The organism is Puniceibacterium sediminis, assembly GCF_900188035.1.
Taxonomy (GTDB): Bacteria; Pseudomonadota; Alphaproteobacteria; order Rhodobacterales; family Rhodobacteraceae; genus Puniceibacterium; species Puniceibacterium sediminis.
The window spans coordinates 39,336-64,650 of sequence record NZ_FZNN01000018.1; the positions used below are offsets into that span (position 1 = coordinate 39,336).

Here is a 25,315-nt window from a genome sequence, read left to right on the forward strand (position 1 = left end):
GTACCTTTCTTTGCGCCTGACCCTGTGCGAAGTCTTTTTAAGACTCTTCGCAATTTTATTTTCTTCAGGGATATTTCCAGAATGACAGCTTTTGCAAAACCGGCGCTTGTCGCCCTGGCCTGTCTGGCCGCGGCCCCGGCCGCCCGCGCCGCCACCTTTTCAACCGAGAGCAAGATCACCGCAAGCGACGCCGCAGCGGGTGACACCTTCGGGTTTTCCATTGCCATCTCTGGCACCACCGTCCTCGTCGGGGCACATGGAGACGACGACAATGGCGGCAACAGCGGCTCTGCCTATCTGTTCGACCCCACCACAGGCACACAACTCACAAAGCTGACGGCAAGTGATGGCGCGACGAATGACTACTTCGGCCTCTCCGTTGCCATCTCTGGCACCACCGCCATCGTCGGAGCATATGCGGACGACGACAATGGCGGCAACAGCGGCTCGGCCTATCTGTTCGACACCACCACCGGAGCACAACTCACAAAGCTGACGGCAAATGATGGCGCGACGAATGACTACTTCGGCAGGTCCGTTGCCATCTCTGGCACCACCGTCCTCGTCGGGGCAGATGCGGACGACGACAATGGCGCCGACAGCGGCTCGGCCTATCTGTTCGACACCACCACAGGCACACAACTCGCCAAGCTGACGGCAAATGATGGCGCGACGAATGACTACTTCGGCACGTCCGTCGCCATCTCTGGCACCACCGCCCTCGTCGGGGCATATGGCGACGCCGACAATGGCAGCGCCAGCGGCTCGGCCTATCTGTTCGACACCACCACAGGCACACAGCTGGCCAAGCTGACGGCAAGTGACGGCGTGGCGTATGACTACTTCGGCTTTTCTGTCGCCATCTCTGGCACCACCGCCCTCGTCGGGGCATTTGGCGACGACGACAATGGCAGCTTCAGCGGCTCGGCCTATCTGTTCGACATCACCACCGGAACACAACTCGCCAAGCTGACGGCAAGTGACGCCGCAGCGAGTGACTACTTCGGCAGGTCCGTTGCCATCTCTGGCACCACCGCCATCGTCGGGGCATATGGCGACGACGACAATGGCGGCAACAGCGGCTCTGCCTATCTGTTCGACATCCCCACCGGGGCACAACTCGCCAAGCTGACGGCAAGTGACGGCGCGGCGTCCGACTCCTTCGGCAGCTCCGTTGCCATCTCCGGCAACACCGTCCTCGTCGGGGCATATCTGGACGACGACAATGGCAGCAACAGCGGCTCGGCCTACCTCTACAGCAGCCCGGCAACCGTGCCGCTGCCCGCCGGTGTCTGGCTGATGCTCGCCGGGCTGATGGCCCTGGGCTGGGCGCGCCGCGCCGCCGCCCCCCGGGCATGAAACCGGCCCTTGCCGCCGCGCTTAGCCTGGCCGCCGCGCTAAGCCTGGCCGCCACCGCCGGCCCGGCGCAGACCACGCAGCCGGGTCCCGGCCCCAGCCCCGAGCGGTGCTACCTGCTCGGCCAGATCGCCCTGTCGCACTGGCTCGACCTGCTCGGCACGCTCGGCTCGGGTGACCCGGCGGTGATCGATCCGGCACTGGCGCGGGTGGACGGCTCGGCCGGCCTGTACCAGACCCTGTCCTGCGACATGCCCGCGCTGGCCTCTGCGATGGACTGCGTGCTGGTCTCTGACGCGGGCAGCCCGCCGCAGACCCGCGCCCGCCAGTGCCTGCGCGATGCCGGCCTCGCGCGCCCCTAGGCGGGGTTTCCCCCGCCACACGCCCCCCGCGCCCTACCCCGTACCCTGTCCCCCAACAGCCATATCCCAGCCATACGCTTTCCATACGCTTGCCATACGGGTTCCATACGGTTGTTTGCGCCCCCTGCCCTGCCCCACGCCGCTCTGCCGCGATCCGTTGGACACGCCCCGGCCCGCCCGGTATGACATCCCAAGACCAGCACAGGATGCCACCCCGAGATGACCCAGACCCCCGCCGATATCGCCCGTGGCGTGCTGTCGACCGAAGCCGCGGCCCTGACGCGTCTTGGTGAAGAATTGCCAAGTGATTTCAACGATGTAGTGACGCGCCTTTTGCAGGTCCCGGGGCGTGTGATCGTGTCGGGCATGGGTAAATCCGGCCATGTGGCGGGCAAGATCGCCGCCACCCTTGCCTCGACCGGCACGCCTGCCCAGACCGTGCATCCCGGCGAGGCAAGCCATGGTGATCTGGGCATGATCACGGCGTCTGATGCAGTCATTTTGATTTCTAACTCCGGTGAAACGCGCGAACTGGCCGATATCATAGCCCACACCCGCCGCTTTGCCATTCCGCTGATCGCGATCACGAAAAACCCGTCCAGTACCCTGGCAACGCAGGCAAATTTCACCCTCACCCTGCCCGATGCGCCCGAGGCTTGCGCCATCGGCATGGCGCCGACTACCTCAACCACAATGACTATGGCCCTGGGGGATGCGCTGGCCGTGGCGCTGATGCAGCACCGTGGTTTTGACCGCGCAAATTTCCTGACCTTCCACCCCGGCGGCACCCTCGGCGCCCAGCTGATCAAGGTCCGCGCCGTAATGCACAAAGGCGACGCCCTCCCCATCGTCAGGCCCGACACCGACATGGGCGAAACCCTTCTGGTGATGAGCGCAAAAGGCTTCGGCGTCGCCGCCGTGGTCGAAGACGGCCGCCTGACCGGCGTCATCACCGACGGCGACCTGCGCCGCAATCTTGATGGGCTGATGGAGCGCCGCGCCGGCGACGTGGCCACCCCCAATCCGCGCAGCATCAGCCCCGACATCCTGCTGATCGAGGCTTTGGGCCTGATGAACGCCGCCAAGATCAGCGCGCTTTTTGTTGTTGAAAAGGAACAGCTTGTGGGACTTGTCCATATCCATGACGCGCTGCGGGCGGGTGTCGCATGAGTGCGGTAATCTTCATCCCGGCGCGCTACGCCTCGACCCGCTATCCGGGCAAACCGCTGGTGGAACTGACGGGTGCGACGGGCGTCAAAAAGACCCTGATCCAGCGCAGCTGGGAGGCGGCAGTTTCGGTCAAAGGCGCTGATGCCGTCTATGTCCTGACCGACGATGCCCGCATCGCGGACGCCGCGCAGGCGTTCGGCGCAAAGGTTCTGATGACCTCCGAGGCTGCCCGCAACGGCACCGAACGCTGCGCCGAGGGCCTTGCCCAACTGGAGACAAAGCCCGACATCGTGATCAACCTGCAGGGCGACGCCCCCCTGACCCCCGGCTGGTTCGTCGAGGCGCTGATCGACCGCATGGCCGCGGACCCATCGGTGCAGATGGCCACCCCGGTGCTGAAATGCGATACCGAAACGCTGGAAAACTTTGTCACCGACCGCCGCAATGGCCGCGTCGGCGGCACCACGGCGGTGATGCGCGCCGATGGCAGAGCGCTCTATTTCTCCAAGGAAGTGCTGCCCTACGTCGGTTCGCTGGAAAGCCCGCCCGAGGTCTGGCACCATGTCGGTGTCTACGGCTACCGCCCCGCAGCGCTTGATGCCTATGGCACATGGCCCGAGGGGCCGCTGGAACGCGCCGAAGGCCTTGAACAACTGCGGTTTCTTGAAAACGGCACCCCCGTCAACTGCGTCGCGGTCGAAGGCCGGGGCCGGGTGTTCTGGGAACTCAACAACCCCATCGACGTGGCCCGCATCGAAGCGGTGCTGGCCCGGGAAGGACAGCCATGACAGCCCCGAAAACCGTTTCCATCGGCAATATCAGGGTCGCAAACGACGCGCCCTTTGCTCTGATCGCCGGCCCCTGCCAGCTTGAATCCCTTGACCATGCCCGGATGCTGGCCACGCGGATTGCCGAGGCCGCCGAGGCGGCGAACACGCCCTGGATCTTCAAGGGCAGCTACGACAAGGCCAACCGGTCGTCGCTGGGCGGCAAGCGCGGTCTTGGCATGGACGCCGGTCTGGAAATCCTCGCCGCGATCAAGGCTGAATTCGGCTGCCCGGTGCTGACGGACGTGCATGCCCCCGACCACTGCGCCCCGGTGGCACAGGTCGTCGATGTGCTACAGATCCCCGCCTTCCTCAGCCGCCAGACCGACCTGTTGCTGGCCGCGGGCGAAACCGGTGCTGCGATCAACGTCAAGAAAGGGCAGTTCCTTGCCCCCTGGGACATGGCCCATGTGGCCGACAAGATCGCCAGCACCGGCAACCAGCGCATCCTGCTGTGTGAACGCGGCGCAAGCTTTGGCTACAACATGCTGGTGTCGGACATGCGCTCCCTGCCGATCATGGCCGAAACCGGCTATCCGGTGGTGATGGACGCCACCCATTCGGTGCAGCTGCCCGGTGGTCAGGGCACATCGTCGGGCGGGCAGCGGCAGTATGTGGAACCGCTGGCGCGGGCGGCACTTGCCGTGGGCGCGGCTGCGGTGTTCATCGAAACCCACGAAGACCCGGACAACGCGCCGTCAGACGGGCCAAACATGGTGCCGATCAACCGGCTGGCAAAGATGCTGAAAGGCCTGCGCGCCATCGACGATCTGACCAAGAATCCCGGCTGAGGCCGCCTCCGCTCAGTCGCCTTTCCGCCCTGCCGCCAGACGCAGCCGCCTCAGGAAGTCGTGGGTCCAGCGCCTGACCCCTGCAAGTCTTTGCCGCGCCTGCCCCAGTTCGGCACGCAGGGCGGCATTGTCGGCTTCTGCCTTGCGGTGCCTCAGATACAGCGTTTCAAGCCCAGCCTGACCGGCGCGCAGTTGCGTCATGAGCAGCTCCTGCTGCCGCAACAGAGAGGCCGCGTCCTGCTGCTCTTCCTGTGGCAGCTCCGGCACGCGGATCTGATCGGCATCATGCGTGGCGCGCTCCCCCTGCATCCGGGCACCTCGCTGCTGCGCGGCATAGAGCGCCGCCGCAGCAGCGACATTCACCGACCCAGAGACTGGATTCGGCGTAAGATCGTGACCGGCTGCGGCAAAGTCTGCGCACAGGGCGTGCGCCTCGGCGGACTGCATCAGCACCAGTTCGGCCAGACAGAGGATGACCGGATCCTGCGCCGGGGTGGGCAGCGCCGCGATCTCCCGTCCCAGCGCACTGTTCGGGTCCAGGCCGAGGCGCGCGGCAAGGTCAGCGGATTGCGTCCCTCCGGAATCGATCTGCAGCAGGATCACCCGACGCCGGTTCTGGCGCCACAACGACAAGAGCGCCCCGGTCTCGGTCATCCACTGCGCCAGGGCGTGCTCGGCCAAGGTCCCCTCGCTCATCGCGTCGGCCACGGCATTGCGCGCACAGTACGTCAGAACCACAAGATCGCAGTCGGGATTCTGTACGAGCGCCTCGCCTGCCTGCGGTACGCACAGCCCTGGCCCGACCAGCGCCCCTGCCTTATCCAGCAGAGCGACAAGGGCTCTCTGCGCGGCAGTTGGAAAGCTCTGACAGATCAGAAAGGGGGGTACTGTCAGCGCTTGGTGGGCCTTCTGGACTTGGGGAAGGGAGGCATCCATCCTGTCTACTCTTTTGCATTTTTCTTGCATTCGGGTGTCGGCGGCAGCCGGAATCGCCTCTTACTCTGCTGGCCAATATCCAATACCGTGTCGTCCCGACGAATGTCTACAAGGCACGCCCCAATCCAGACCCGCCAGAGGCTACATTAGTCCCTTTCACAGACCAGCGGCGCGGAAAACGGCGGCTCCTAGGCACAGCCGTATGAGCAAAGCGCAATCCGCCCCTCTGCGCATTGACGGCATCACCGGTCTGGGTCAAACCCGATCTGCCATACATGCTATTAAGCCTACGGGGTTTGAAGGAGACTTTTTATGAAAATTGCAATGATCGGTACCGGCTACGTCGGCCTTGTTTCTGGGGTCTGCTTCTCGGATTTTGGCCACGATATTATCTGTGTCGACAAGGACCCCCGCAAGATAGAGATGCTTGAGCGCGGCGAAGTGCCTATCTTCGAACCCGGCCTCGATCAGCTCATGGCCAAGAATGTCGAAGCCGGCCGGTTGACCTTTACCATGGACCTGGCCAGCGCGGTCGAGGGCGCCGATGCGGTATTCATCGCCGTGGGCACACCCACCCGGCGCGGGGACGGTCACGCTGATCTGACCTATGTCATGGCCGCAGCCGAAGAGATCGCCAAGGTCGCCAAGGACTATGTGGTGATCGTCACGAAATCCACCGTGCCGGTGGGCACCAACCGCAAGGTGCGCGACGTGGTCGCCGCTGCCAACCCCGATCTCGACTTCGATGTCGCCTCGAACCCCGAATTCCTGCGCGAAGGGGCGGCCATCGACGACTTCATGAAACCCGACCGCGTGGTTGTGGGCGTGCAGTCCGACCGTGCCGCACAGGTCATGGCCGATATCTATCGCCCGCTCTATCTGCGCGACTTCCCGATCGTCACCACCGATCTGGAATCCGCCGAAATGATCAAATACGCTGCCAACGCATTCCTTGCGACCAAGATCACCTTCATCAACGAAATCGCCGCCCTGTGCGAAAAGGTCGGTGCGGATGTGAAGCAGGTCAGCCGCGGCATGGGCATGGACGGGCGCATCGGTAACAAGTTTCTGCATGCCGGCCCCGGCTATGGTGGATCCTGTTTCCCCAAGGATACCAAGGCGCTGGCCCGGATTGGCCAAGAGCATGCCATCCCGATGCAGATCACCGAGGCGGTGATCAAGGTCAACGAAGAGGTCAAGCGCCGGATGATCGACAAGCTGCGCGATCTCTGCGGCGGGTCCTTCAACGGCAAGACGATTGCGGTTCTGGGCGTCACCTTCAAACCCAACACCGACGATATGCGCGATGCGCCCAGCCTAACCATTGTGCCCGCGCTGGTGGGCGGCGGAGCCAAGGTGCGTGTCTGCGATCCCCAAGGCCGCCATGAAGGCGAGGCACTCCTGCCCGGAGTCACTTGGATCGAGGATGCATATACCGCCAGCGAGGGTGCCGATCTGCTGGTGATCCTGACCGAATGGAATGAATTCCGCGCGCTTGATCTCAAGCGGATCTCCACTGGCATGGCCACGCCCCATATGGCCGACCTGCGCAACGTCTATTCAGCCGAAGATGCCGGGGCTGCGGGCTTTTCCTGCTACGACAGCATCGGGCGCGCGGCCCTGGGTGGCAGCGCTGCGTGACAGCGCAACATTCTGCACATAAGCTCCTTTTGGGCCCACTCTCCCAAGGTCCAGAAGGACATCCATGACCGCCCCCAAGCCGCCGCTGATCCTAGTTGTCATGGCCGTCTACCGGCCGAAACCCGACCAGTTGCGCGCGCAGCTGGCCTCTATCAAGACGCAAAGCCATCAGGAGCGGCATCTGGTGGCGGTGATTGCCGATATGCAATCCGCCGATCTGGTGTGCGGCCTCGCTGCACAGCTTGATCTGCCCTGCACCTGCGTGCCCTGCGATGCCGAGCTTGACGCCGTACGCGCGGTCGAAGCCGGGCTGGCGAACGCGCTGGACCTGATCCCGGTGCTGAATACCCAGGGCGATCCGGAACCATTGATCGCCCTGTCGGATCAGGATGATATCTGGCACCCCGACCGGCTGGCGCGCGGGGTGGCTGCACTGACCGACAGCCCAGCCCAGATGGTACATTCTGATGCCCGACTGGTGGGACCGGATGGCGCGGCGCAGACACATGGCTCGATGTTTCGTTTTGAGCGTCGCCATCGCCATCCCGGCCTGCGCGGGTTACTCTATCGCAACAACATCACCGGTATGACGCTGACCATGCGAGCGCGGGTGGCGCGCATCGCCCTGCCCTTTCCACCGCAGTCGGGGGTGCATTACTACCATGACCTATGGCTCGGGCTGATCGCGGCGGCCACGGGAGGCGTCGGGCTGATCGGCGCAAAACTTGTCGACTATCGTCAGCACGGCGCCAATGCCATCGGCGCCGTGGACCGGCAGAAAGGCTGGCTGCGCGCTGGAAAACGGCATCTGCCGAATGGCATGTGGATCCGCCACGAGGCCGCCGCCTATGCGCTGGCCCGCTATTTGGCCCAGTCCGCCCACAATCGGATCAGCGATGCGGTGGATGACGGGCGGCTGCCCGCCGGGGATGCCCAGGCGCGGGCGCTGCGGCCCTATCTGGGCCGTATGGACGGGGCGGCAACCCATCTGTGGGACAGCGCGAAACTGGCGCTCAGCGGCCATCTGGCGCTGGCGCGCATCGCGGGTGGCTTTGCCGTGGTCAATCTGGGCCGCGCGGCCTGGATCCTGCGCGAGGCGTTGGGACCGGGACGAGACAAGGCGATAGGCGATTTTGATACACGGCTCTATTCCATGGCACCCGGTATCGCACCGAAACCACCCCGGGCCGCCATCGCCCGGGTCCTGAAACCAGTGGAGCACGACAGGCTGATTGATCAGCGCAAGGTGCCGCGCTGGCACCCGCAATTCGACGCCCCTGCTCCGGCGCTGACAGTGATGGTGCCAACGCTCAACCCGACCGAGATCTTTGCCGGCATCGTCACCGCATTGGATATTGGGCTGGGGCTGGCGGCACGGGGGTTCCATGTGCGCTTTGTCGCCACGGACCTGCCGGTCTCATCCCCCGCTGTCTCGCGCAGCTTCGTGCTGCAGCGCCAGCCCGGGCTGGCGGCCGAGGCCGCCGCGCGCGTCTCGCTTCAGTGTGGCGTGCGGGGGGGCCAGTTGTCAGCCCACCGGGGTGATGTTTTTCTCGCCACCGCTTGGTGGAGCGCGCATCTGGCCGATAGGCTGATCCGCGACCATGGCTATTCCCAAAGCCGGTTTCTTTATCTCCTTCAGGATTTCGAGCCGAATTTCTACGCTTGGGGATCGGACTGTGCCGATGCCATGGCAAGTTATGACTTCGATTTCGAACCAGTGTTCAACACCACCCTGCTGCGCGACTACTTTGCACAGCAGGGATTTGGCTTTGCGACCGGGGATACGCTGGCCTTTCACCCGGCCATCGACATTGCGCGCTACGCGGCGGGCGCGCGCCGCGACACAACCGGGCCGCGCCGTCTGGCGCTTTATGGCCGCCCCGAAGTGGCGCGCAACATGTACCCCACCGCGATCGAGGCACTGTCGCGCTTTATCGAGACCGAAAAACTGGGACCGCAGGACATCGCCCCGGTGTCTGTCGGTCTGCGCCATGATCCGGTGCGCCTGCCCGGCGGCGTGCTGCTGGAAAGCCTGGGCAAGCTGCCATGGGAGGATTACCCCAACTATCTGCTGGGCACCGATCTGGGTCTGTCGCTGATGTATTCCCCACACCCCAGCCATCCGCCTATCGAAATGGCGGCCTCGGGCGTACGGGTTGTGACCAACCATTTTGGCCCCAAGGATCTGAGCACACTCACCCCCGCGATCCTGTCGGCGCCAGCCACCGCCCCTGCCCTGGCCGCGGCCCTGTCGCAGGCATGGCACAGCGGCCCTGTCACAGCCACTGATCGCGCCATCGACCTCACCACACTTGGATTGTCGCCAGAGGTGATGATCGACGGGCTGGCAGAGCGGCTGGGCCGGATGCTGTCCTGCACGCCGACGGCCAAGCTGCACCGCGCCCCCCAATCGGTACAACCTTCCGACACGACTTCGGAGAAGGCCTCATGAGCCGCCGGATATTGCTGCATATAGGCTCTCCCAAATGCGGATCGACCTACCTTCAACAGGTGATGCTGAAAAACGCCAAGGCTCTGGCCCTGCGTGGCATCCGCTATCCACACGACCGCCCTGCTGCACCGGACCATCCTGGCAACGCCGCTGATCTGGACCAGATCGACCGCGCGGGGCTCGATGCGCTGTTCGCGGGCGGCGCGCACACCGTGGTGCTCAGCCACGAGGATCTTTACTCCCGTGCCGGTCTGGCCAAACCATTGGCAGCCCTGGCCCGCGAGGATGGCACCACCGTACAGGTCCTGGCGTTTCTGCGCCCCTTCAGCGAATTCCTGTTTGGCGATTATTCACAATTCATGAAGCAGCACTTCGAAACCTTCCTCGCCAAGCGCAAGCCCTATGGCGGTATGGATTTCCCCGCCTTCGTGCAGCGGCGCGTGCGCACGCTCAAACCATCCGCCTTCCTGACGAACTGGCAAAAGCAATTCCCGGACACCGCGATACGCGTCAGCAGCCACCGCGCCATGCGCAACGTGTTGGAGCATGAATTGGGAGCGGGGGCGGCGCTGGACTGGGAGGTGCCGCATCACAGCACCAATCCGTCCCTGCGTATGGAAGACTGCGACCGCATTACCGTCGCAATGCACGACCCTGCCGTAACGGACAGAGCTATTCGCAGCATGTTCCGCGCGGCATTTCGAAAGACACGCGCACCGGATAGCGGGCGCACGCCCGAACGCATCGCCCGGATCGAGGGTGCCTTTGCCGCAGAGAATACCGCCCTGCTGGAAAAATTCGGCTATGATAACCGGCTGCCCGAAAGCTAACCTGCCGCGATGGTGTCCGGGTGGGGCCTGCGCATCAGCGCCTTATAAAAGGCAATGCCATCGTCCACATTATTAAAGCGTCTCAGCCGACCTTTTTCCAGCACGTATACTTTGGAGCACATGCGTTTCACCTGGCCCAGCGAATGGGTGATCATGATCACCCCGCTGGTACGCATCCGTTCATGGAACAGGGCCTCGCTCTTGGCCTTGAAGGCAGCATCTCCCACCGCCATCACCTCGTCTACCAGATAGGTGTCGAACCGCAGCCCCATGGATACGCCAAACGCCAGCCGCGACCGCATCCCCGAGGAATAAGTGCGGATTGGCAGGCGGAAGTGCTGGCCCAGCTCTGCGAACCCCTCAACAAAATCGACCAGCTCGTCGGTGTCCACGCCGTAGACCCGTCCGATGAAGCGGGCGTTCTGCAACCCCGTGAGATCGCCGTTGAAAGATCCGGCAAACCCGACCGGCCAGGATATTGTCCCCGTTGAGAGGACTTCGCCACTGTCCGGTTCCGTCGCGCCGGACAGCATCTGCATCAGGGTCGACTTTCCTGCCCCGTTACGCCCCAGGATCGCCACGGAAGCCCCGCTGGGAAAGACTGCATTGAGATTGTCCGCCACCATCTTGCGTCGCCCGTCCAGCACAAAGGTCTTACACAGGTTACGCAGTTGGATCATCCGGTCGATCCCCGCTTCAGCGCCTGTCGCGCAGCGAATAATAGATCATTGCCGCGATCGACCACGAGATCAGCAAAAAGCCCCCGATGGTGAACATCAGCACGAACCGGCGCGGATACTCTGCCGTCTGCGCCAGGGTCGGGGCCACGTAGCTCGCCAGATAGCGCGACTGGCGCTGTGCCTTTGCCATAGCATCATTGCGCGCCGCCAGTGCCGCGAGAAAGCTTTTCTCGGCGAATTCACGATCCATCTCCAGCCCCTCGTATTCCTCGAGCAGGGTGGCATACGCCGCATCGCCGCTAACCTGGTCCGCAGCCGACCCGACAAGGCCGTTCACGCTGCCACCAAACTGACTGCGCTGCTCGACGACCTGCTTGCGGATCGCCTCGATCCGGCCGTCCAGCTGCGTCACCCGCGGATCAGAGACGCTGGTGGCAGCGTCCAGCAGGGTCTGGCGCGACACCAGTTCGTCGGCCAGCTGGCTCTGCAGCGCGTTGACCACTCCCATCTGCCCCTGGATATCGGCTAGGGGATCAATCATCCCGGTGCGGTTGCGAAACGCCGTGGTGGCTTGGCGCGCCTGCTTGAGCCGCTCCTGGGCACGCTGCAGATCTCCCTCGGCATAGCGCGTGGCATCGGCCCGTGCGATGGTCGAGAGCGTGTTGATCATCGCGCTGCTTTCGTCAAAGATCGTCGTGGCCACGGCCGTGGCGTCGGCGGGATCGAAGGCTAGGACCCGCACCTCGATCAGGCTCGAACCCCGATCATAGAAGACCTTGACCATGCGCTGCCAGTAGGTCCAGAGCGCCTCAATCCGGGCATCCTCGCCTAGGGCAAAGACCGGATCTCCCGGCACAGTATAGATTTCGCGCAGGTCCAGCCGCGCACTTACGGCGCGCACCATCTGCTGGCTCTGGATATATTCATAAAGGATGTCCGTATCGGACGAGGAGGACCCCGAAAGCCCGGCGACCCCCCCCAGAAATGCGAGTGTCGAACCGACCTCTTCGGTGCGCACGGCAAAGCCGACCTTGCTGGCAAACTGGTCGTGGGCGACGGTGAAGAGATACCAGCCCGTCGCCACAAGCGGGATCACCACCCATAGCACAAAGCTCAGCATCAGCAGCCGGTGACGGCGCCGGACGCGTGTGGGGCCTGCAGCTGGGCGCGGGGCAGCATCCTGCCGTCCCTGCGGCACAGTGGCCGAGGTGCTGTCGCTCCCTGGGATCGCGTGTTTCAAAATAGGCCTCTTCAACTGCGCCGCCGGGCCATCCCGCGTTAATCTTTTATTATCCGAGTTTGCGTTAATAATTCCTTATCGAAGATGAGGAAAAGCCAATCACTGCCATGAACCAGCCTGCGCCCCTCTCGCTTCCCTCCCAACGCGCGCGCCCGCCGCACCGGCGGTTCGTGACATTGCGCGTGATCGTGGCGCTGATGCTGCGTGAGATGTCGACCACGTATGGTCGCTCGGCGCTGGGGTATCTCTGGGCCATTCTCGAACCCGTTCTCGGGATCATGTTGATGACGTTGATCTTTTCCATGGCCTTCAGAACCCCCAGACTCGGCACCAGCTTTCCGCTGTTCTTTGCCTCAGGGGTCCTCCCGTTCATGGCCTATATGGATATATCGAGCAAGCTGGCCGCATCGCTCAAGTTTTCGAGCAAGCTGCTGTTCTATCCCGGCGTCACCTTTGTGGATGCGATGATTGCGCGCGTCCTACTGAATACGATGACCCAGATCCTGATTTCGGGGCTGGTCTTTATCGGCATCCTGGTGGCCTACGACGTTGACGTCATCCTGGACATTCCGGCTATCGCGCTTGGTTTTTTCATGGCACTTTCGGTGGCCGTCTCGGTGGGAACCCTGAACTGCTACCTGCTCTCGCTCTATCCTGTCTGGGAACGGGTCTGGGCAATCCTGAACCGGCCGATGTTCCTCATATCCTGCATCCTGTTCACCTTTGAAACCATCCCGCTGCCCTATCGTGACTGGCTGTGGTGGAACCCCCTCGTGCATGTGGTGGGTCAGGTGCGCGGCGGGATCTATACCACCTATGACCACAGCTATGTCTCACCGCTGTATGTCTTCGGTCTGTCATCGGCGATGCTAGCCTTTGGGCTGTTGCTGCTGCGCCGCTATCACCGCGACATCGTCAACATATGAACCTGCCGACGTGCCGCGGGGCAGGGGCAGGGGCAGGGATTTGTTTCGCACGCGAAACATTTGACCATTTGGTCAAAAAAATTAATCCACCTGCCGCCGCAACCACTGGGTCAGGGCGTGGCGCAGGTCTTCGGTCAGGGCTGCCCCAGACAGGGTCAGCGCGCCATTCCCGTGTTGGCGCAACCAGAGGTCAGGCGCCACCTCCTCGACCTCGTTCTGTGGTCTGCCCCCCTTTGGGGCGATGTTCTGCGGCACACCGGGCAAGGTGGAGACGGCCGGTGCCGCGACGACGGGGGCAGGGGAGGTGCCACCCCCTTCAGGCGCAGGTTGCGGCGTCAAGATCGACTGGACCACGGCCTGTTCTGCCTCTGGCGTGTCCGGGGCCGCCGCGTCAAGCGCATTACGCAACCGCCCGGCCAGTCCGGCATCATCCTCAAGCGCGTGTGACAGAGTCAGCCCCGTGCGTTCAGCCAAAGCCTGGGGAAAGCGCAGGCTGCCGTCCAGCGCCTGAACGATCCCCAGAAAGCTGCCGATCTTGGACCGCTTGGCGCGCGAGGCGGCGTGAAACAGCTGCTGCAGGGCCGCCTTCTGAGTATCAAAGACGCCCTGTTCGACCGCCTTCAGCACGATGCGGGCGCGTTCGTAATAGCTAAGACCGACGCGAATCTCGTTCTCCTCGACCATGGCGAGGTAGGCATCCGAGGCCTGATCGGGCCGGCGCAGCAGGGCCAGCACCTGGGTGAACCGCGCATCATTGGTCTGTTCGGCCAGTTGGCGCAGCGCCTGACAGCGCCGCCAGCCCGAGATCAGCCCATAACGCCCGCCCCCCAGATCGGCGACCTCAATCGGGGTCTGCTGGCCGCGCGCCAGCACAGAGGCGCGCAGCGATTCCATCTCGGCGTCCTCCACCACGATGCGGTCGCGCACCAGATAGCCCACATCGACAGCATCAAGCGGCAGTTCAAGGACCATGCGCCCCTCGGTACGGGCACGGGTCAGGGTGTCGGCCATTTCTTCGAAAGCGGCGGTACTTGATGCGGCGCGGGCCACATCGGCAATGGGTGCCGCGCGGGCAAAGATGCCTGTGGGTTCTGTCGGCGTGTCGTCCAGATAAGTCGGGTTCGCGGGGGTAAGGCGTTTGCGCTTGGCCATCACATGGCTCCTTGGATGTGGTGGGGCAGGGGGGTCATTCTGCGGCCTCCTGCAGGCCTAACGCGTCGCGCCGCCAGGCGCCGATCAGCAGCTGCTTGAAGGCGGCATAGGTAGCATCGAACGTTTCGCGCCCGCGCACATAGGTCTCGCGGTTGAAGTCGCGGTAATCCGCCTCGTAGATGCCCTGCACCTGTTCGCCGGCCTGTCCGATCAGGGCGGTGAAATCCTGCCGGTGGGGACTCAGGGTCTGACCAAGGTAAGCCTGCATCAGCGAGGCAAGCTCCGCCTGCTGGCTCCCGTCATAGCGCGTGACCACCGCACGCACCGCATCCCACTGGAACGACAGCTCGTCGCGCCCCAGCGCGCGGGCGGCCATATTCTCGGCATCCTCGATGCTGGAGAATGTCGAATGCAGCATGTCAAAGAACCGCCCCGTGGAGTCGAACTCAAGGAACGACGCCCCGAGCGGCACCAGCAGGATGTCCGAGGCCGCCAGCCCGTTGATCGTGAGATACCCTAGCGCGGGGGGCGTATCGAGAAAGACGATGTCATAGGCATCGAGAATTCCGTCTGCCTCAAGCATGTCGGTCAACGCATCCCAAAGCTTCCAGCCGCGCCCGGACATGCGCCAGACCGGGATCTGGAACTCGGCCCAGTAGAGGTTCAGCTGTGCACCGATGAGATCGATGTTGGGCCAGTGGGTTTTCTGCACGAGGCTCTGGGCCTTCACATCCAGCGCATCCGACAGGGTGTCATCCAGCGGCAGAGGCGCCTCGCCCCGGTCCATCCGGCGTTGATTTTCACCGCGCAGGTGCAGGGCGTAATGGCGCGCGAGCAGTGGGAAGACCGTCTGCCATTCGTCCTGAACCTTGCCGCCAAAGATTGAGGTCATGGAGCCTTGAGAGTCGAGATCAATCACCAGCACCTTGTAGCCGTCGAGGGCCGCGGACATCGCCAGATGCGCTGCCGTGCTGGTCTTGCCCACACCGCCCTTGAAGTTCGCCACGGCCACCATCTTGGCCGGCAGGCCCTGGGGACGATAGGGCAGGTACTCCTTGGCCTTGGACCCTTCGGTTCCGAAATGCGCGCGCAGGCGCAGCACCTCGTCCAGGGTGAACCACTTGGCGCCGCCTTCAGTTTCCGAGCGGCCCTGCGGCAAGTCGGGGTTCTGTTTCAGCACCCGGCGGAAATGGCCCGTGGCGACGGGGATCAGATAGCGGGTGATCTCCCATGTTGAAAACAGCCGCAGGGTTCTATGGCCATCCGCCTCAAGCCCGCGCGAGGCCAGATCCGAACGCCCGGCCTCGCAGGCGCGGGCCATGGCGCCGAACCCCTTGGTTGTCGCCGGGTTGCCCAGATGCGCCAGGGCGGCGTCCGGATCGATGTTGAAATAGGGGGGCAGAGGCCCCCGGGTGTCGGGTTTCATCACTGCGCGTCCTCTTCGGATACAGAGGCTTGTCTGCCTCTGTATAGGCCTCATACTTACGCGTTTTTCTAAAGGTGTACGCGCTTTTCATCAGCATAACACAAAACGTCATACATGAAAGAAAAACCCGTACACGACCTCTTTTTCTTAGCAAATTCAGAGGTGAAATCTGGGGAAGCGGCGGCATTTCAGCACTGCTTTGCTGTTCGCCCTGTTATTTTTTGTTAGTTGATACGTTACGGGGAAAGCGGTGCTGTCGCAAAGCCCTTGTTTACATGGCGCGGAATGCCGCCTTTTGGACAAGGGTGACTCTGATCCCCCGTTGAGGCGACTCCGATCCCCCGACAAGGCGACTCTGATCCATGGTTCGCGGCGCAGCCCGCGCTGGACGCATGCTGTGGATAACTCTAGGGTGGGTGTCACTGAAACCCCGATAGCGGAATCGCATCAAAAAGTCGGGGGCAGGCAAAGCGGCAGAGCAGTCGCACCAAAGGCGAGGACAGGCAGATGGCCGGATCAGCTATGATCCCGGGCGGGGGCGGGGGTAACCTCATGCCCGACCGGCATCCGACAGCGGACTTCTTTGTCTGCGACATGTTCGGGGCCAGCCCCAAGGATGACCTTGGCACCATGGAGCATCCGATCTTTTCGCTCAGTACCCGACCGGACCGGCGGGTGCTGAGTTACGAACACAACGGCACTCAGGTCGAGGTCACGCCCAGCGTGAAGGGTCGCGCGACGATCCACGACAAGGATGTGCTGATCTATTGCGTGAGCCAGCTGATGGCAGGGCTGAACGCGGGGCGCGCCGTCAGTCGCACGCTGCACCTCAAGGCGCATGACCTGCTTGTGGCGACCAATCGCGACACCTCGGGCGATGCCTACACCCGGCTCAAGGAAGCCTTTGAACGGCTGGCCGGGACCCGCATCACCACGAACATCGCGACCGGTGGGCACGAAACGACGCGCGGCTTCGGTCTGATCGAAGCCTGGGAAATTGTGCGCCGGTCGCGCGGCGGGCGGATGATTTCGGTGACGGTGACCCTGTCGGACTGGCTGTTTCGGGCGGTGTTGGGGCGATCGGTCCTGACACTCAGCCGGGATTATTTCCGCCTGCGCAAACCGCTGGAACGGCGGGTCTACGAACTCGCCCGCAAGCATTGCGGCCGTCAGGCGGGCTGGACGGTGAGCGTCGCGGTGCTGCACAAGAAGTCCGGATCGACCGCACCCGTGCGGGTGTTCCGGGCCGCCATCCGGCGCATGATCCAGGATGCCCATCTGCCTGACTATGTGATGTCGGAAAAGGACGGTGACCTGATCCTGTTCGAACGCGCGACTGCGGTGACCGAGACCCGCGGCGCACCGGTGCTGAAACCCGCCACGCTGGACACCGCCCGCGAGATCGCCCCCGGCGCGGATGTCTATGCGCTGCAATCGGTCTGGCAGGACTGGTGGGCCAGCACTGGGCGCCCCCGTCTGGGCAATCCCGATGCAGCCTTCCTTGGTTGGGTCAGGGCTCGGGGTGACAGAAAATCCTGATCAAACTTTCCTGACGGCTTAGTTCGCCGTGCCCGTCGCGCCATAGGGTGGCAGGTCCAGAGGGCCGTCCTGTTCCAGCGTCAGCGGTGCGGGATAGCGGCTGATCGCGGGCGCATCCGCCCCGTGCGGTATCAGCAGTACAAGGTGCAGCACGCCGTCCCGGCGGCGCACCTGTTCCGGGATCCAAGGACTGCCTAGTGTTTCGGCCGACAGTTCACCACCCTCGGGCAGGGTGCTGAAATCATGTATCTTACCATTGAGTGTCAGAACGTCGCCATGCCGTTCGGCAATCAGCGGGGTGTCGTGGCGGAGAGGGATCAGTGTCAGATACATTCTGTCCTCCTTAGAACCAGAGGCCGATGGCCAGCAGATCGGCGGTGCCTGCGGTGATTGACTGGGTGGGGGCGTAGATCTGGCTGCCGCAAGAGATGGCAGAGCGCGATCCCACCGTGCCCCAGCGGCTTGATCCTTCGGCAGAGCATATCACAGAGGGCGGCGCGGCAAAGGTGGCCGGATAATACCAGTTCTGATTTTCCGAACGGAAGAGTGCGCCATGGGCAATGCTGGTTGCATAGGCGCCAAAGCCGCTGATCCAACAGATCTGGGTGCCACAGGCCAGACGCATGTAGGTGCCATTGGCATTTTCGCCGCGTTCGACCACGGCCCCCGTGGGCTGACCGGCCAGCTGAGAGACGGCGCCCACCAGATTGCCGGGGCCATAGCCGTAGTCCGCCCGCATCAGCCGCCCCGGCGTTACATCCGCGGGATCGGTCTGCACGGCCGCCCCGGTCACATGGCCGGAGGTACTGCTGACCTGCAGCGCCGTGGTCCAGGCGCTGCCATCGGGGCTGACCTTGAGCCCCCAGTCGGTGTCGCCGACTAACCCCATCTCGGCATGGCCGATCCAGTCGGACTGGAACAGCAGGCTGGCGGTGCTACCCGCCGCCGCCTTGTTGATCTTGATCTGGTGACCGCCGCCGACATGGCTGAAGAGGCTGGCGTCACCGGCCACCGTCAGACGGTTGATGCTGTCGGATTCTGTGCCGATGCCGATCCCGTCAAGGTTCTGGGTCGCGCCCTGCGACAAGGCCCAGCCGGAGCCGGTATAGGTATAGATCCACCCTGCAGGTAGCAGGACCGCCTGCCAGCCCACCTGCGGGGTCACGAACAGCCAGCCGCCATTGTCCCAGGCCGCGAGCTGTCCATCCTGTCCAGCCCAGGATCCCGTGGCCCCGGTGCCAATTGCAAAGACCGCACCATCCTGTGGCGATCCGGGCGGAGTCACCAAGTCCAATCCGTGCAGGCGCAGCTGTACCAGAACATCCAGCACCTCAAGCGCGCTGTTGTGGGTGACATGTTTCTGCGCCTGCGAGGGCAAGAGAAAGGGCAGGGACAGGCGGATCGAATTGTCGGGCATGGGGGGTACTCCGGGGCTGGCTGCAAGTGCGCTACTGTCTGCGGCAGAGGCTTGCCAAAGCGTGAGGCCCCCGGTCGGGGTGTTAAGACAGCGTCAATCCGTGGTGCGCTTGCGCGGCTTCATGACCAGGCGGCCATCCACGGTGATCTGCGGCAGATAGCGTAAAGGCTCCGCCAGATCCTCCTGCCCGGGCAGAAAGCGAAGGCGTGCGCAGCGAATACGTTCGCCATAACAAAGCACCCGCAGTCCGACCCCGTCGATGCGCGCGCGCAAGCTGGCATGTACCGACAGGCCTGCGCCTGTGGGCAGCGCCATGCCATAGAGCGGCACCAGACCGACCCTCCGCCCCGCAGCACGGTCGGCGTCGAGCCAACGCAGCAAGGACTCGAAGGCGTCATTTCGCAGACCCAGCAGTCCGGCATAGACATGATCCAGCGGCATCTCGGCCTCGGCATCAAATCCGGGATGCAGGACTGCGGGGGCGGGAAAGGGGGCGCGGCCGGTGTAGCGCAGTGTGGCGGCACTTGCGTGATAGGCGCTCTGCGCCTCGAAATATTCCCGCCGCGCGCCGTAGAGGAACCAGCCCATGCCGGTCGCCGCATCAGCGGTCGCATTGCCGCCGTGATCGCGCTGCAGCGCCAGCGGCCCGCCGGGCAACTCGGGCACCGATCCGGCGCCATACAGCCTGCGCACCCGGCGCAGCAGTTCCCCATCCGCCGACACCCGCAGTTCGTCCCACCCACCCAGCGTGTCAGTCAGCAGGGCACGGGGCAGCATGAGCGAAGTCATGTTCTCGTGCAGGATGCGCCCCTCTCCGGTCCAGCGGCTGACGGCAAGGTCTGCGGTAACGCGGGCCTGCAGCGTCAGACAGCCGACAAAGCCGCGCTGAGTTTCGAGGAACTGCACCTGCCGGGCTATACGTTCGGGATGTGACCAGTCATCGGCATCGTGGAGGGTGACATAGGTGCCGCGTGCTGCCGCAAGCCCTGCATTGCGGGCGCCATAAGCCCCCTGGTTCTGCGGCAGGCGGATCACTGTCAGGCGCGGATCGTGCGCGGCCCGTTGCGCGGCGATCATGGCCGTTGCATCGCTGCTGGCATCATCCACCACGATCAGTTCCAGCGCCTGCCAGCTTTGTCCCAGGACCGCATCCAGCGCGGTTGTCAGCATCGCGGCGGCATTGTGTGCGGCGAGGATCACGCTGACCAGCGGGCCGTCGCCCCCCTGCGGAAGCGGAGGCGTCTTTGGCGTCAACCGATCGAGCAGGGGGCCATCACCGTCGCGCAGTGTCATCGGTGCGAGACCTGCGCGCGCCAGTGCGGCGTTGAGACAGGCAAGCCGCGCGCCGGGCCGGGGGTCGAGATGCGCGGCGGCCAGATCCAGATCGTCACTTACGGGGGGGGTGGCGCGGATCTGGCGGGCCGCTGCGCCGTCCCCGGCCTGTGCGGTGGAGATGAGGTGCAGCGGAGCCATGGCGGGGCCAAGATTCCTTAGCCAGCGCGCGGCCTCGGCGGGCTGGCCCTGGTGCAGTGCCCAGACCGCAAGCGCCTGACGGGCCTCCGGATCGGGTGGGCACGCCTCGGCCAGGGCGGTGAGCGCGCGCAGCGGTCCACCGCCCGACCCGCTCTCCTCCAGCCCGCCGGTTTCCAGCAGCCCGCGCAGATGTCCGGCGCGGCTCTGGACGGCAGGCTGGACATCCAGCGCGCGCCCTTCGTCCCGGCCCCGGCTCAGGTAGTGGTGCAGGGGGTCGACACCTGCGGCCGCCACATCCGGGTTGGCCAACAGATAGGCCCGGGGGCTGAACTGCGGCCCCGGTGCGCGGCCAAGCGCATGGCCAAGGCGCAGGAAATGCGCAAGCGGGTCAGGCCCGCCCTGCGCCCCATCGGGATGGTGGCGCAGATACCACGCGGCATCGAACAGGCCGCTGTGTCGCAGTGCACGGGCAAAGCGGGCGCGCCTCAACCGGGCACGTAATCGGTGCGGCAAGGGGGCATCGGGCTCAAGCAGCCGGGCGCTCAGCGCCGCGATTGCAGCATCGCGCCGGGCCAGTTCGGCGCGTAGGGCATCGACCTGGGCACCGAGCAGACGCTGTTGCGCAGCCAGCGTGGCGATCTGGCTGTCGGGGGGATCCTCTTGCGGGATCTCTTCCGTCACGGTGCCCCTGCTCCGCGATCTGCGGACCGGCTCCCGGCCAACTTGGCGCGGATGCGGGCCATGTTCGGTTCCTGGGGCTCGCTCAGGGTGATGCTGTCCTGCCCGCCCGCGCCGCCAAGGAAGTATTGCACGGTCAGCACGGGTATGGCGACGGCGGGGTTGGCCGCGCTGTAGCGCAGCAGCAGATCCCAGTCCACAAGCCGCGTCAGCGCGGGATCGAACCCGCCCAGGTGCTCATACAGGGCGCGGGTATGCACGAGGCTGTTGAGGTCGATGTAGTTTTCTGCCTCCAGGGCGGCACGGTCGAAGCGGTGGAACAGGATATCGCTCCGCTGCGCGATCAGATTGTGTCGGCACAGGGCGGTATACGCCAGTGACGGTGCCTTGCGCCCCGCCGTGCCGATCAACCCGCTGCAGGCAAAGAGCAGATGGTCCGGCTCCCATATGTTGTCACTGTCGAGATAGGCGATGATCTCGCCCTGCGCGACGCCAAGCCCCGCGTTGCGCGCTGCCGAGACGCCGACATGGGGGGCTTCGATCAGCACCAACCGCCCTTCGGCCAGCGGTTCGGGAAACTGCTCGCGCAAGAGCGCCACCGTGCCGTCCGTGCTGCCGTCATCGACCACGATCATCTCCTGCGGGGGGCGAGACTGCAACAGAGCCGAGTTGATCGCCTGGACGATCACATGCGCGCGGTTCCAGGTTGGCATCACCACGCTGATGTTGCGCCCATCGCTGCGTGCGGCGGCGAGAGCTGTATCGCGCAGCGATGCGGGAAATTCTGCGGCAAAGCGGGGATGCACCACATTTGACAATGCCTCCAGCGTCGCGGGGCGGGCATGGTCGGCATAGCTGTCCGGAGAATAATCCACCAGATCGCGGGGCAGGCGCCCCTCAGCCGCACCACTTGACAGATAATGCTTCAGCGGATTGGCACCTGCTGCGGCCACATCTGGGTTGGCGGCAAGATAGGCCGGAGCATCCAGAAAGGCACCGCGCCGCCAGCGGGGCAGGGCGTGCATTGCCTCTGCCAGCAGCAGGCCCATGGCATGGGTATCACCGCTCAGCCTGTCACGTGTCGCGGCGGTGCGATAGTGCTGCGCCTCGAACTGCGCCTTCTGCGCCTGGGCAGTCAGCGTCGCATGATTGCGCGCCTCGGCGGCCATCAGTGCGGCCAGCACCTGCGCCAGATCAGCCGCCGACAGACCACGGCCTTCGGTGGCCAGCAACAGATGCCGCAACCGGTCAGCCAAAGGCACCTGCCGTGACAGGATCGCCAGCAGATCTGTCGTCTCGTAGCCATCGGGGCCGCGCTGTTCCGTCTCACTGTCCGTGCCGCCTGTCACTGTCACTGATCCGTTCCACAGCCTCTTTTGCTGGCAGTTTATGCAGTGAACCTGCCCAGCGACAAGAGGCCTGTGGGCTTGCGTCGCTCCGGGGGGAAGGCTTGCCAGTCGTCCGGGCGGAGGCTAGGTTGAATTTGTCTGGACATTGTGTGTGACCCCAGATGCGACAGTTTTAACAGGTGAATGGATAATCGAATGCACAAGACTGCCCTTATAACAGGTATCACGGGGCAGGACGGATCCTATCTTGCGGAATTTCTTCTGGAAAAGGGCTACGAGGTCCACGGGATCAAGCGCCGTGCCTCTCTCTTCAACACCCAGCGGATCGACCACATCTATCAAGATCCGCATGAAGCTAAACCCAAGCTGAAACTGCATTACGGCGATCTCACCGATAGTTCGAACCTGACGCGGATCCTGTCCGAAGTGCAGCCCGATGAGGTCTATAACCTTGGCGCGCAGTCCCATGTGGCTGTGTCCTTCGAGGCACCGGAATATACCGCCGACGTGGACGCGATTGGCACCCTGCGCCTGCTCGAGGCGATCCGCTTCCTCGGTCTGGAAAAGAAGACCCGCTTCTATCAGGCCTCGACCTCAGAGCTTTACGGCCTTGTCCAGGAGATTCCGCAGACCGAGACCACGCCGTTCCATCCGCGCAGCCCCTATGCCGTCGCCAAGATGTACGCCTACTGGATCACTGTGAATTACCGTGAAGCTTACGGGATGTATGCCTGCAACGGCATCCTCTTCAACCACGAGAGCCCGCGCCGCGGCGAGACCTTCGTGACGCGCAAGATCACCCGCGGTCTGTGCAATATCGCGCAGGGTCTTGAGGACCGCCTTTACATGGGCAATATCGACGCGTTGCGCGACTGGGGTCATGCCAAGGATTACGTGCGCATGCAGTGGATGATGCTACAGCAGGATGCGCCGGACGATTTTGTCATCGCGACTGGCGTACAATATAGTGTGCGCCAGTTTATCATCTGGTCCGCAGAGCATCTGGGGATCAGCCTCAATTTCCAGGGCGAGGGCGTTAACGAAACAGCCGTCGTGGCAAAGGTGACCGGTGACAAGGCCCCCGGCGTGAAACCCGGCGATGTGATCCTGCGCATCGACCCGCAGTATTTCCGCCCCGCCGAGGTCGAGACCCTGCTGGGCAGCCCGATCAAGGCCAAGGAGAAACTCGGCTGGACGCCGCAGATCACCACACAGGAAATGTGCGAGGAAATGGTGGCTGAAGACCTCAAGTCAGCGCAGCGCCACGCCCTGCTGAAGCAGCATGGATTCGATCTGCCGGTCTCTCTGGAGAACGGTTAGTCCCATGCGCAAGATCTATGTGGCAGGTCATCGCGGCATGGTGGGGGGCGCGATCCTGCGCCAGCTGCAGGCGCGCAAGAATGCCGGTGAGGCAATCGAACTGATCACCCGCACCCATGCCGAGCTGGACCTGACCAACCAGGCGCAGGTCGCGGCCTTCATGCAAAGCGAAGCGCCTGATACGGTGATCCTGGCCGCTGCCCGCGTGGGCGGTATCCATGCCAACAACACCTATCCGGCCGATTTTATCTACGAAAATCTGATGATCGAATGCAACGTGATCCATCAGGCCTTTGCTGCTGGGGTGGAGCAGCTGTTGCAGCTGGGCAGTTCCTGCATCTATCCGCGCGCCGTGCCCCAGCCGATGCGCGAAGAGGCGCTGCTGACTGGCGTGCTGGAGCCCACCAACGAGCCTTATGCGGTTGCCAAGATCGCCGGCATCAAGCTGTGCGAAAGCTACAACCGCCAGCACGGGGTCGATTACCGGTCGGTCATGCCGACCAACCTTTACGGGCCGGGCGACAATTTCCACCCCGAAAATTCCCACGTTCTGCCCGCCCTCATCCGCCGCTTTCACGAAGCCGCGCGCGATGGCGTGGAAGAGGTGGTGATCTGGGGCACCGGCAAGCCGCGCCGCGAATTCCTGCATGTGGACGATATGGCCGCAGCCTCGCTCTTTGTGCTGGACCTGCCCAAAGACGTCTATGACGCCAATACAGAACCGATGCTGAGCCATATCAATGTCGGAATCGGCAGCGATGTATCGATCCGCGAACTGGCCGAAATGGTGGCCAAGGTGACTGGCTTTACCGGCAAGATCACCCAGGACACGACCAAGCCTGACGGCACCATGCAGAAGCTGATGGACGTGAGCCGCCTAGCGGACATGGGGTGGCGCGCCAGTATAGGCCTTCCGGACGGCCTACGCAGCACATATGATTGGTTTCGCAGCAGCGATGCCCTGCGCGAGGTCTGATTTCTGCGGTGATGTGACTCTTGACCCCTTGTTGCCCCGGCCATAACGTCTGGGCATCTTTCGTGTGTTCTCAGTCAAAGGTTTATTTCAGACATGTCCGAAAAGAAGAACTTCATACCGGAACAATATAATCCCGCCGAATACTGGAACACCCGCGACCAGCCCAACACAGGCGCCAAACCTGGTGTCAGCAAGCCCCACGCGGATTTCTTTGCCAAACATGTTTCGGCTGACGCGCGTATCCTCGAGATGGGGCCGGGTATCGGACGGATGTTCCCGCTTTATGCCGGGGCCAGGGATGCTACCTTTTCCACCGTCGACCTGACCGAGCAGCACCGCGCCACGCTGGATGCCGCCGCCGCCGCCGAGGGGCTGACAGTGAAGCAGAACCACATCAAAAACCCCGACGACCCCTATCCGTTCGAGGACAAGAGCTTTGACGTGACAGTGTCGTCCTTCGTGCTGCTGCACGTGCCGTTCGAATACATTCGCAAGACCATGCTGGAAATGCTGCGTGTTTCGCATCGGGTGGTGGTCTTTGACGCCAATGTATCGACCCGCGCCAAATCCGAGGCCGAGCGCACCCCCTCGACCCATGTCTTCGGTCATGACTATGAAGCACTGTGCAGCGAACTGGGGCTGACGGTGTTCGACCGGGCTCTGTTCCGCATGCCCAACCCCCAGAATCAGCCCTTTGCACTAATCTACGGCAGGGCGTGATCCGCAGTACTGCGGGCCCGTCGCGCATACCTCGTGACGGGCTACAGCGGACTC

General features: G+C 63.7%; 22 protein-coding genes. 13 read left to right on the forward strand and 9 right to left on the reverse strand.

Annotated features, from left to right (window positions below):
- Window positions 1-81: 81 nt before the first annotated feature.
- The 5 genes from CHB75_RS16995 to kdsA all read left to right on the forward strand — a co-directional run bounded on the left by CHB75_RS16995 (window position 82) and on the right by kdsA (window position 4,506).
- A complete protein-coding gene (locus tag CHB75_RS16995) occupies window positions 82-1,359 on the forward strand; it encodes a hypothetical protein (RefSeq protein WP_089272682.1) in 1,278 nt (425 codons plus the stop codon).
- Complete coding sequence (locus CHB75_RS17000; protein WP_089272684.1) at window positions 1,356-1,718, forward strand: hypothetical protein; 363 nt, start codon at window positions 1,356-1,358, stop codon at window positions 1,716-1,718. Before CHB75_RS16995 ends, CHB75_RS17000 begins: the two co-directional genes overlap by 4 nt.
- A 219-nt stretch (window positions 1,719-1,937) precedes the next feature.
- Window positions 1,938-2,888 carry a KpsF/GutQ family sugar-phosphate isomerase gene (locus CHB75_RS17005; protein ID WP_089272686.1) on the forward strand — a complete coding sequence of 317 codons (951 nt, stop codon included), beginning with the start codon at window positions 1,938-1,940 and terminating at the stop codon, window positions 2,886-2,888.
- On the forward strand, window positions 2,885-3,676 hold the full coding sequence (locus CHB75_RS17010) for a 3-deoxy-manno-octulosonate cytidylyltransferase (protein ID WP_089272688.1): 792 nt from the start codon (window positions 2,885-2,887) through the stop codon (window positions 3,674-3,676). The genes CHB75_RS17005 and CHB75_RS17010 overlap by 4 nt, the downstream gene beginning before the upstream one ends.
- Complete coding sequence (gene kdsA / locus CHB75_RS17015; RefSeq protein ID WP_089272690.1) at window positions 3,673-4,506, forward strand: 3-deoxy-8-phosphooctulonate synthase; 834 nt, start codon at window positions 3,673-3,675, stop codon at window positions 4,504-4,506. The genes CHB75_RS17010 and kdsA overlap by 4 nt, the downstream gene beginning before the upstream one ends.
- A 12-nt stretch (window positions 4,507-4,518) precedes the next feature.
- On the opposite strand, the gene CHB75_RS17020 is transcribed toward kdsA, so the two are convergent.
- Window positions 4,519-5,442: a hypothetical protein gene (locus CHB75_RS17020; protein WP_089272692.1), complete on the reverse strand. Its 924-nt coding sequence runs from the start codon at window positions 5,440-5,442 to the stop codon at window positions 4,519-4,521.
- Window positions 5,443-5,754: 312 nt separating this feature from the next.
- On the opposite strand from CHB75_RS17020, the gene CHB75_RS17025 reads away from it, so the two are divergent.
- The 3 genes from CHB75_RS17025 (at window position 5,755) to CHB75_RS17035 (ending at window position 10,365) form a co-directional block, all read left to right on the forward strand.
- Complete coding sequence (locus tag CHB75_RS17025) at window positions 5,755-7,083, forward strand: UDP-glucose dehydrogenase family protein (protein ID WP_089272694.1); 1,329 nt, start codon at window positions 5,755-5,757, stop codon at window positions 7,081-7,083.
- 64 nt (window positions 7,084-7,147) lie between these two features.
- The gene (locus CHB75_RS17030; RefSeq protein ID WP_176439177.1) at window positions 7,148-9,535 is read left to right on the forward strand and encodes a rhamnosyltransferase WsaF family glycosyltransferase; all 2,388 of its coding nucleotides are present in this window, start codon (window positions 7,148-7,150) and stop codon (window positions 9,533-9,535) included.
- Window positions 9,532-10,365: a hypothetical protein gene (locus tag CHB75_RS17035; protein ID WP_089272696.1), complete on the forward strand. Its 834-nt coding sequence runs from the start codon at window positions 9,532-9,534 to the stop codon at window positions 10,363-10,365. The genes CHB75_RS17030 and CHB75_RS17035 overlap by 4 nt, the downstream gene beginning before the upstream one ends.
- Here the strand turns inward: CHB75_RS17035 and CHB75_RS17040 are convergent.
- Together CHB75_RS17040 and CHB75_RS17045 are read right to left on the reverse strand one after the other, a co-directional pair.
- Window positions 10,362-11,045 carry an ABC transporter ATP-binding protein gene (locus CHB75_RS17040; protein WP_089272698.1) on the reverse strand — a complete coding sequence of 228 codons (684 nt, stop codon included), beginning with the start codon at window positions 11,043-11,045 and terminating at the stop codon, window positions 10,362-10,364. The genes CHB75_RS17035 and CHB75_RS17040 overlap by 4 nt on opposite strands.
- A gap of 16 nt (window positions 11,046-11,061) precedes the next feature.
- Entirely contained in the window at window positions 11,062-12,285 is a 1,224-nt protein-coding gene (locus tag CHB75_RS17045; RefSeq protein ID WP_245841031.1) for a KpsE/RkpR family capsule polysaccharide export protein, read from the reverse strand.
- 107 nt (window positions 12,286-12,392) lie between these two features.
- On the opposite strand from CHB75_RS17045, the gene CHB75_RS17050 reads away from it, so the two are divergent.
- Complete coding sequence (locus CHB75_RS17050) at window positions 12,393-13,211, forward strand: ABC transporter permease (RefSeq protein ID WP_089272700.1); 819 nt, start codon at window positions 12,393-12,395, stop codon at window positions 13,209-13,211.
- 81 nt (window positions 13,212-13,292) lie between these two features.
- Here CHB75_RS17050 and CHB75_RS17055 read toward each other — a convergent pair whose 3' ends face one another.
- Together CHB75_RS17055 and CHB75_RS17060 are read right to left on the reverse strand one after the other, a co-directional pair.
- Window positions 13,293-14,363, reverse strand: coding sequence for a ParB/RepB/Spo0J family partition protein (locus CHB75_RS17055; protein WP_089272702.1), 1,071 nt, complete (start codon window positions 14,361-14,363; stop codon window positions 13,293-13,295).
- A 34-nt stretch (window positions 14,364-14,397) separates the two neighbouring features.
- Window positions 14,398-15,789 (reverse strand): AAA family ATPase, encoded by a 1,392-nt coding sequence (locus CHB75_RS17060; protein WP_176439178.1) that lies wholly within the window; start codon window positions 15,787-15,789, stop codon window positions 14,398-14,400.
- Between the two features lie 507 nt (window positions 15,790-16,296).
- On the opposite strand from CHB75_RS17060, the gene CHB75_RS17065 reads away from it, so the two are divergent.
- Entirely contained in the window at window positions 16,297-17,328 is a 1,032-nt protein-coding gene (locus CHB75_RS17065) for a replication initiator protein A (RefSeq protein ID WP_425439513.1), read from the forward strand.
- 18 nt (window positions 17,329-17,346) lie between these two features.
- Here the strand turns inward: CHB75_RS17065 and CHB75_RS17070 are convergent, their stop codons facing one another.
- The 4 genes from CHB75_RS17070 to CHB75_RS17085 form a co-directional block, all read right to left on the reverse strand.
- Window positions 17,347-17,661, reverse strand: a complete 315-nt coding sequence (locus CHB75_RS17070; protein ID WP_089272706.1) for a hypothetical protein — start codon at window positions 17,659-17,661, stop codon at window positions 17,347-17,349.
- Between the two features lie 10 nt (window positions 17,662-17,671).
- Window positions 17,672-18,745: a DUF2793 domain-containing protein gene (locus CHB75_RS17075; protein WP_089272708.1), complete on the reverse strand. Its 1,074-nt coding sequence runs from the start codon at window positions 18,743-18,745 to the stop codon at window positions 17,672-17,674.
- Window positions 18,746-18,838: 93 nt separating this feature from the next.
- The gene (locus CHB75_RS17080) at window positions 18,839-20,899 is read right to left on the reverse strand and encodes a glycosyltransferase family 2 protein (protein ID WP_245841033.1); all 2,061 of its coding nucleotides are present in this window, start codon (window positions 20,897-20,899) and stop codon (window positions 18,839-18,841) included.
- Window positions 20,896-22,251, reverse strand: coding sequence for a glycosyltransferase family 2 protein (locus tag CHB75_RS17085; RefSeq protein ID WP_141135132.1), 1,356 nt, complete (start codon window positions 22,249-22,251; stop codon window positions 20,896-20,898). The genes CHB75_RS17080 and CHB75_RS17085 overlap by 4 nt, the downstream gene beginning before the upstream one ends.
- A 189-nt stretch (window positions 22,252-22,440) precedes the next feature.
- Between CHB75_RS17085 and gmd the strand changes: the two genes are divergently transcribed.
- The 3 genes from gmd to CHB75_RS17100 all read left to right on the forward strand — a co-directional run bounded on the left by gmd (window position 22,441) and on the right by CHB75_RS17100 (window position 25,261).
- Window positions 22,441-23,565 carry a GDP-mannose 4,6-dehydratase gene (gene gmd, locus CHB75_RS17090; RefSeq protein WP_217898804.1) on the forward strand — a complete coding sequence of 375 codons (1,125 nt, stop codon included), beginning with the start codon at window positions 22,441-22,443 and terminating at the stop codon, window positions 23,563-23,565.
- A 4-nt stretch (window positions 23,566-23,569) separates the two neighbouring features.
- Window positions 23,570-24,541, forward strand: coding sequence for a GDP-L-fucose synthase (fcl, locus tag CHB75_RS17095; protein ID WP_089272714.1), 972 nt, complete (start codon window positions 23,570-23,572; stop codon window positions 24,539-24,541).
- Window positions 24,542-24,634: 93 nt separating this feature from the next.
- Window positions 24,635-25,261: a class I SAM-dependent methyltransferase gene (locus CHB75_RS17100; RefSeq protein ID WP_089272716.1), complete on the forward strand. Its 627-nt coding sequence runs from the start codon at window positions 24,635-24,637 to the stop codon at window positions 25,259-25,261.
- The last annotated feature ends 54 nt before the right edge of the window (window positions 25,262-25,315 follow it).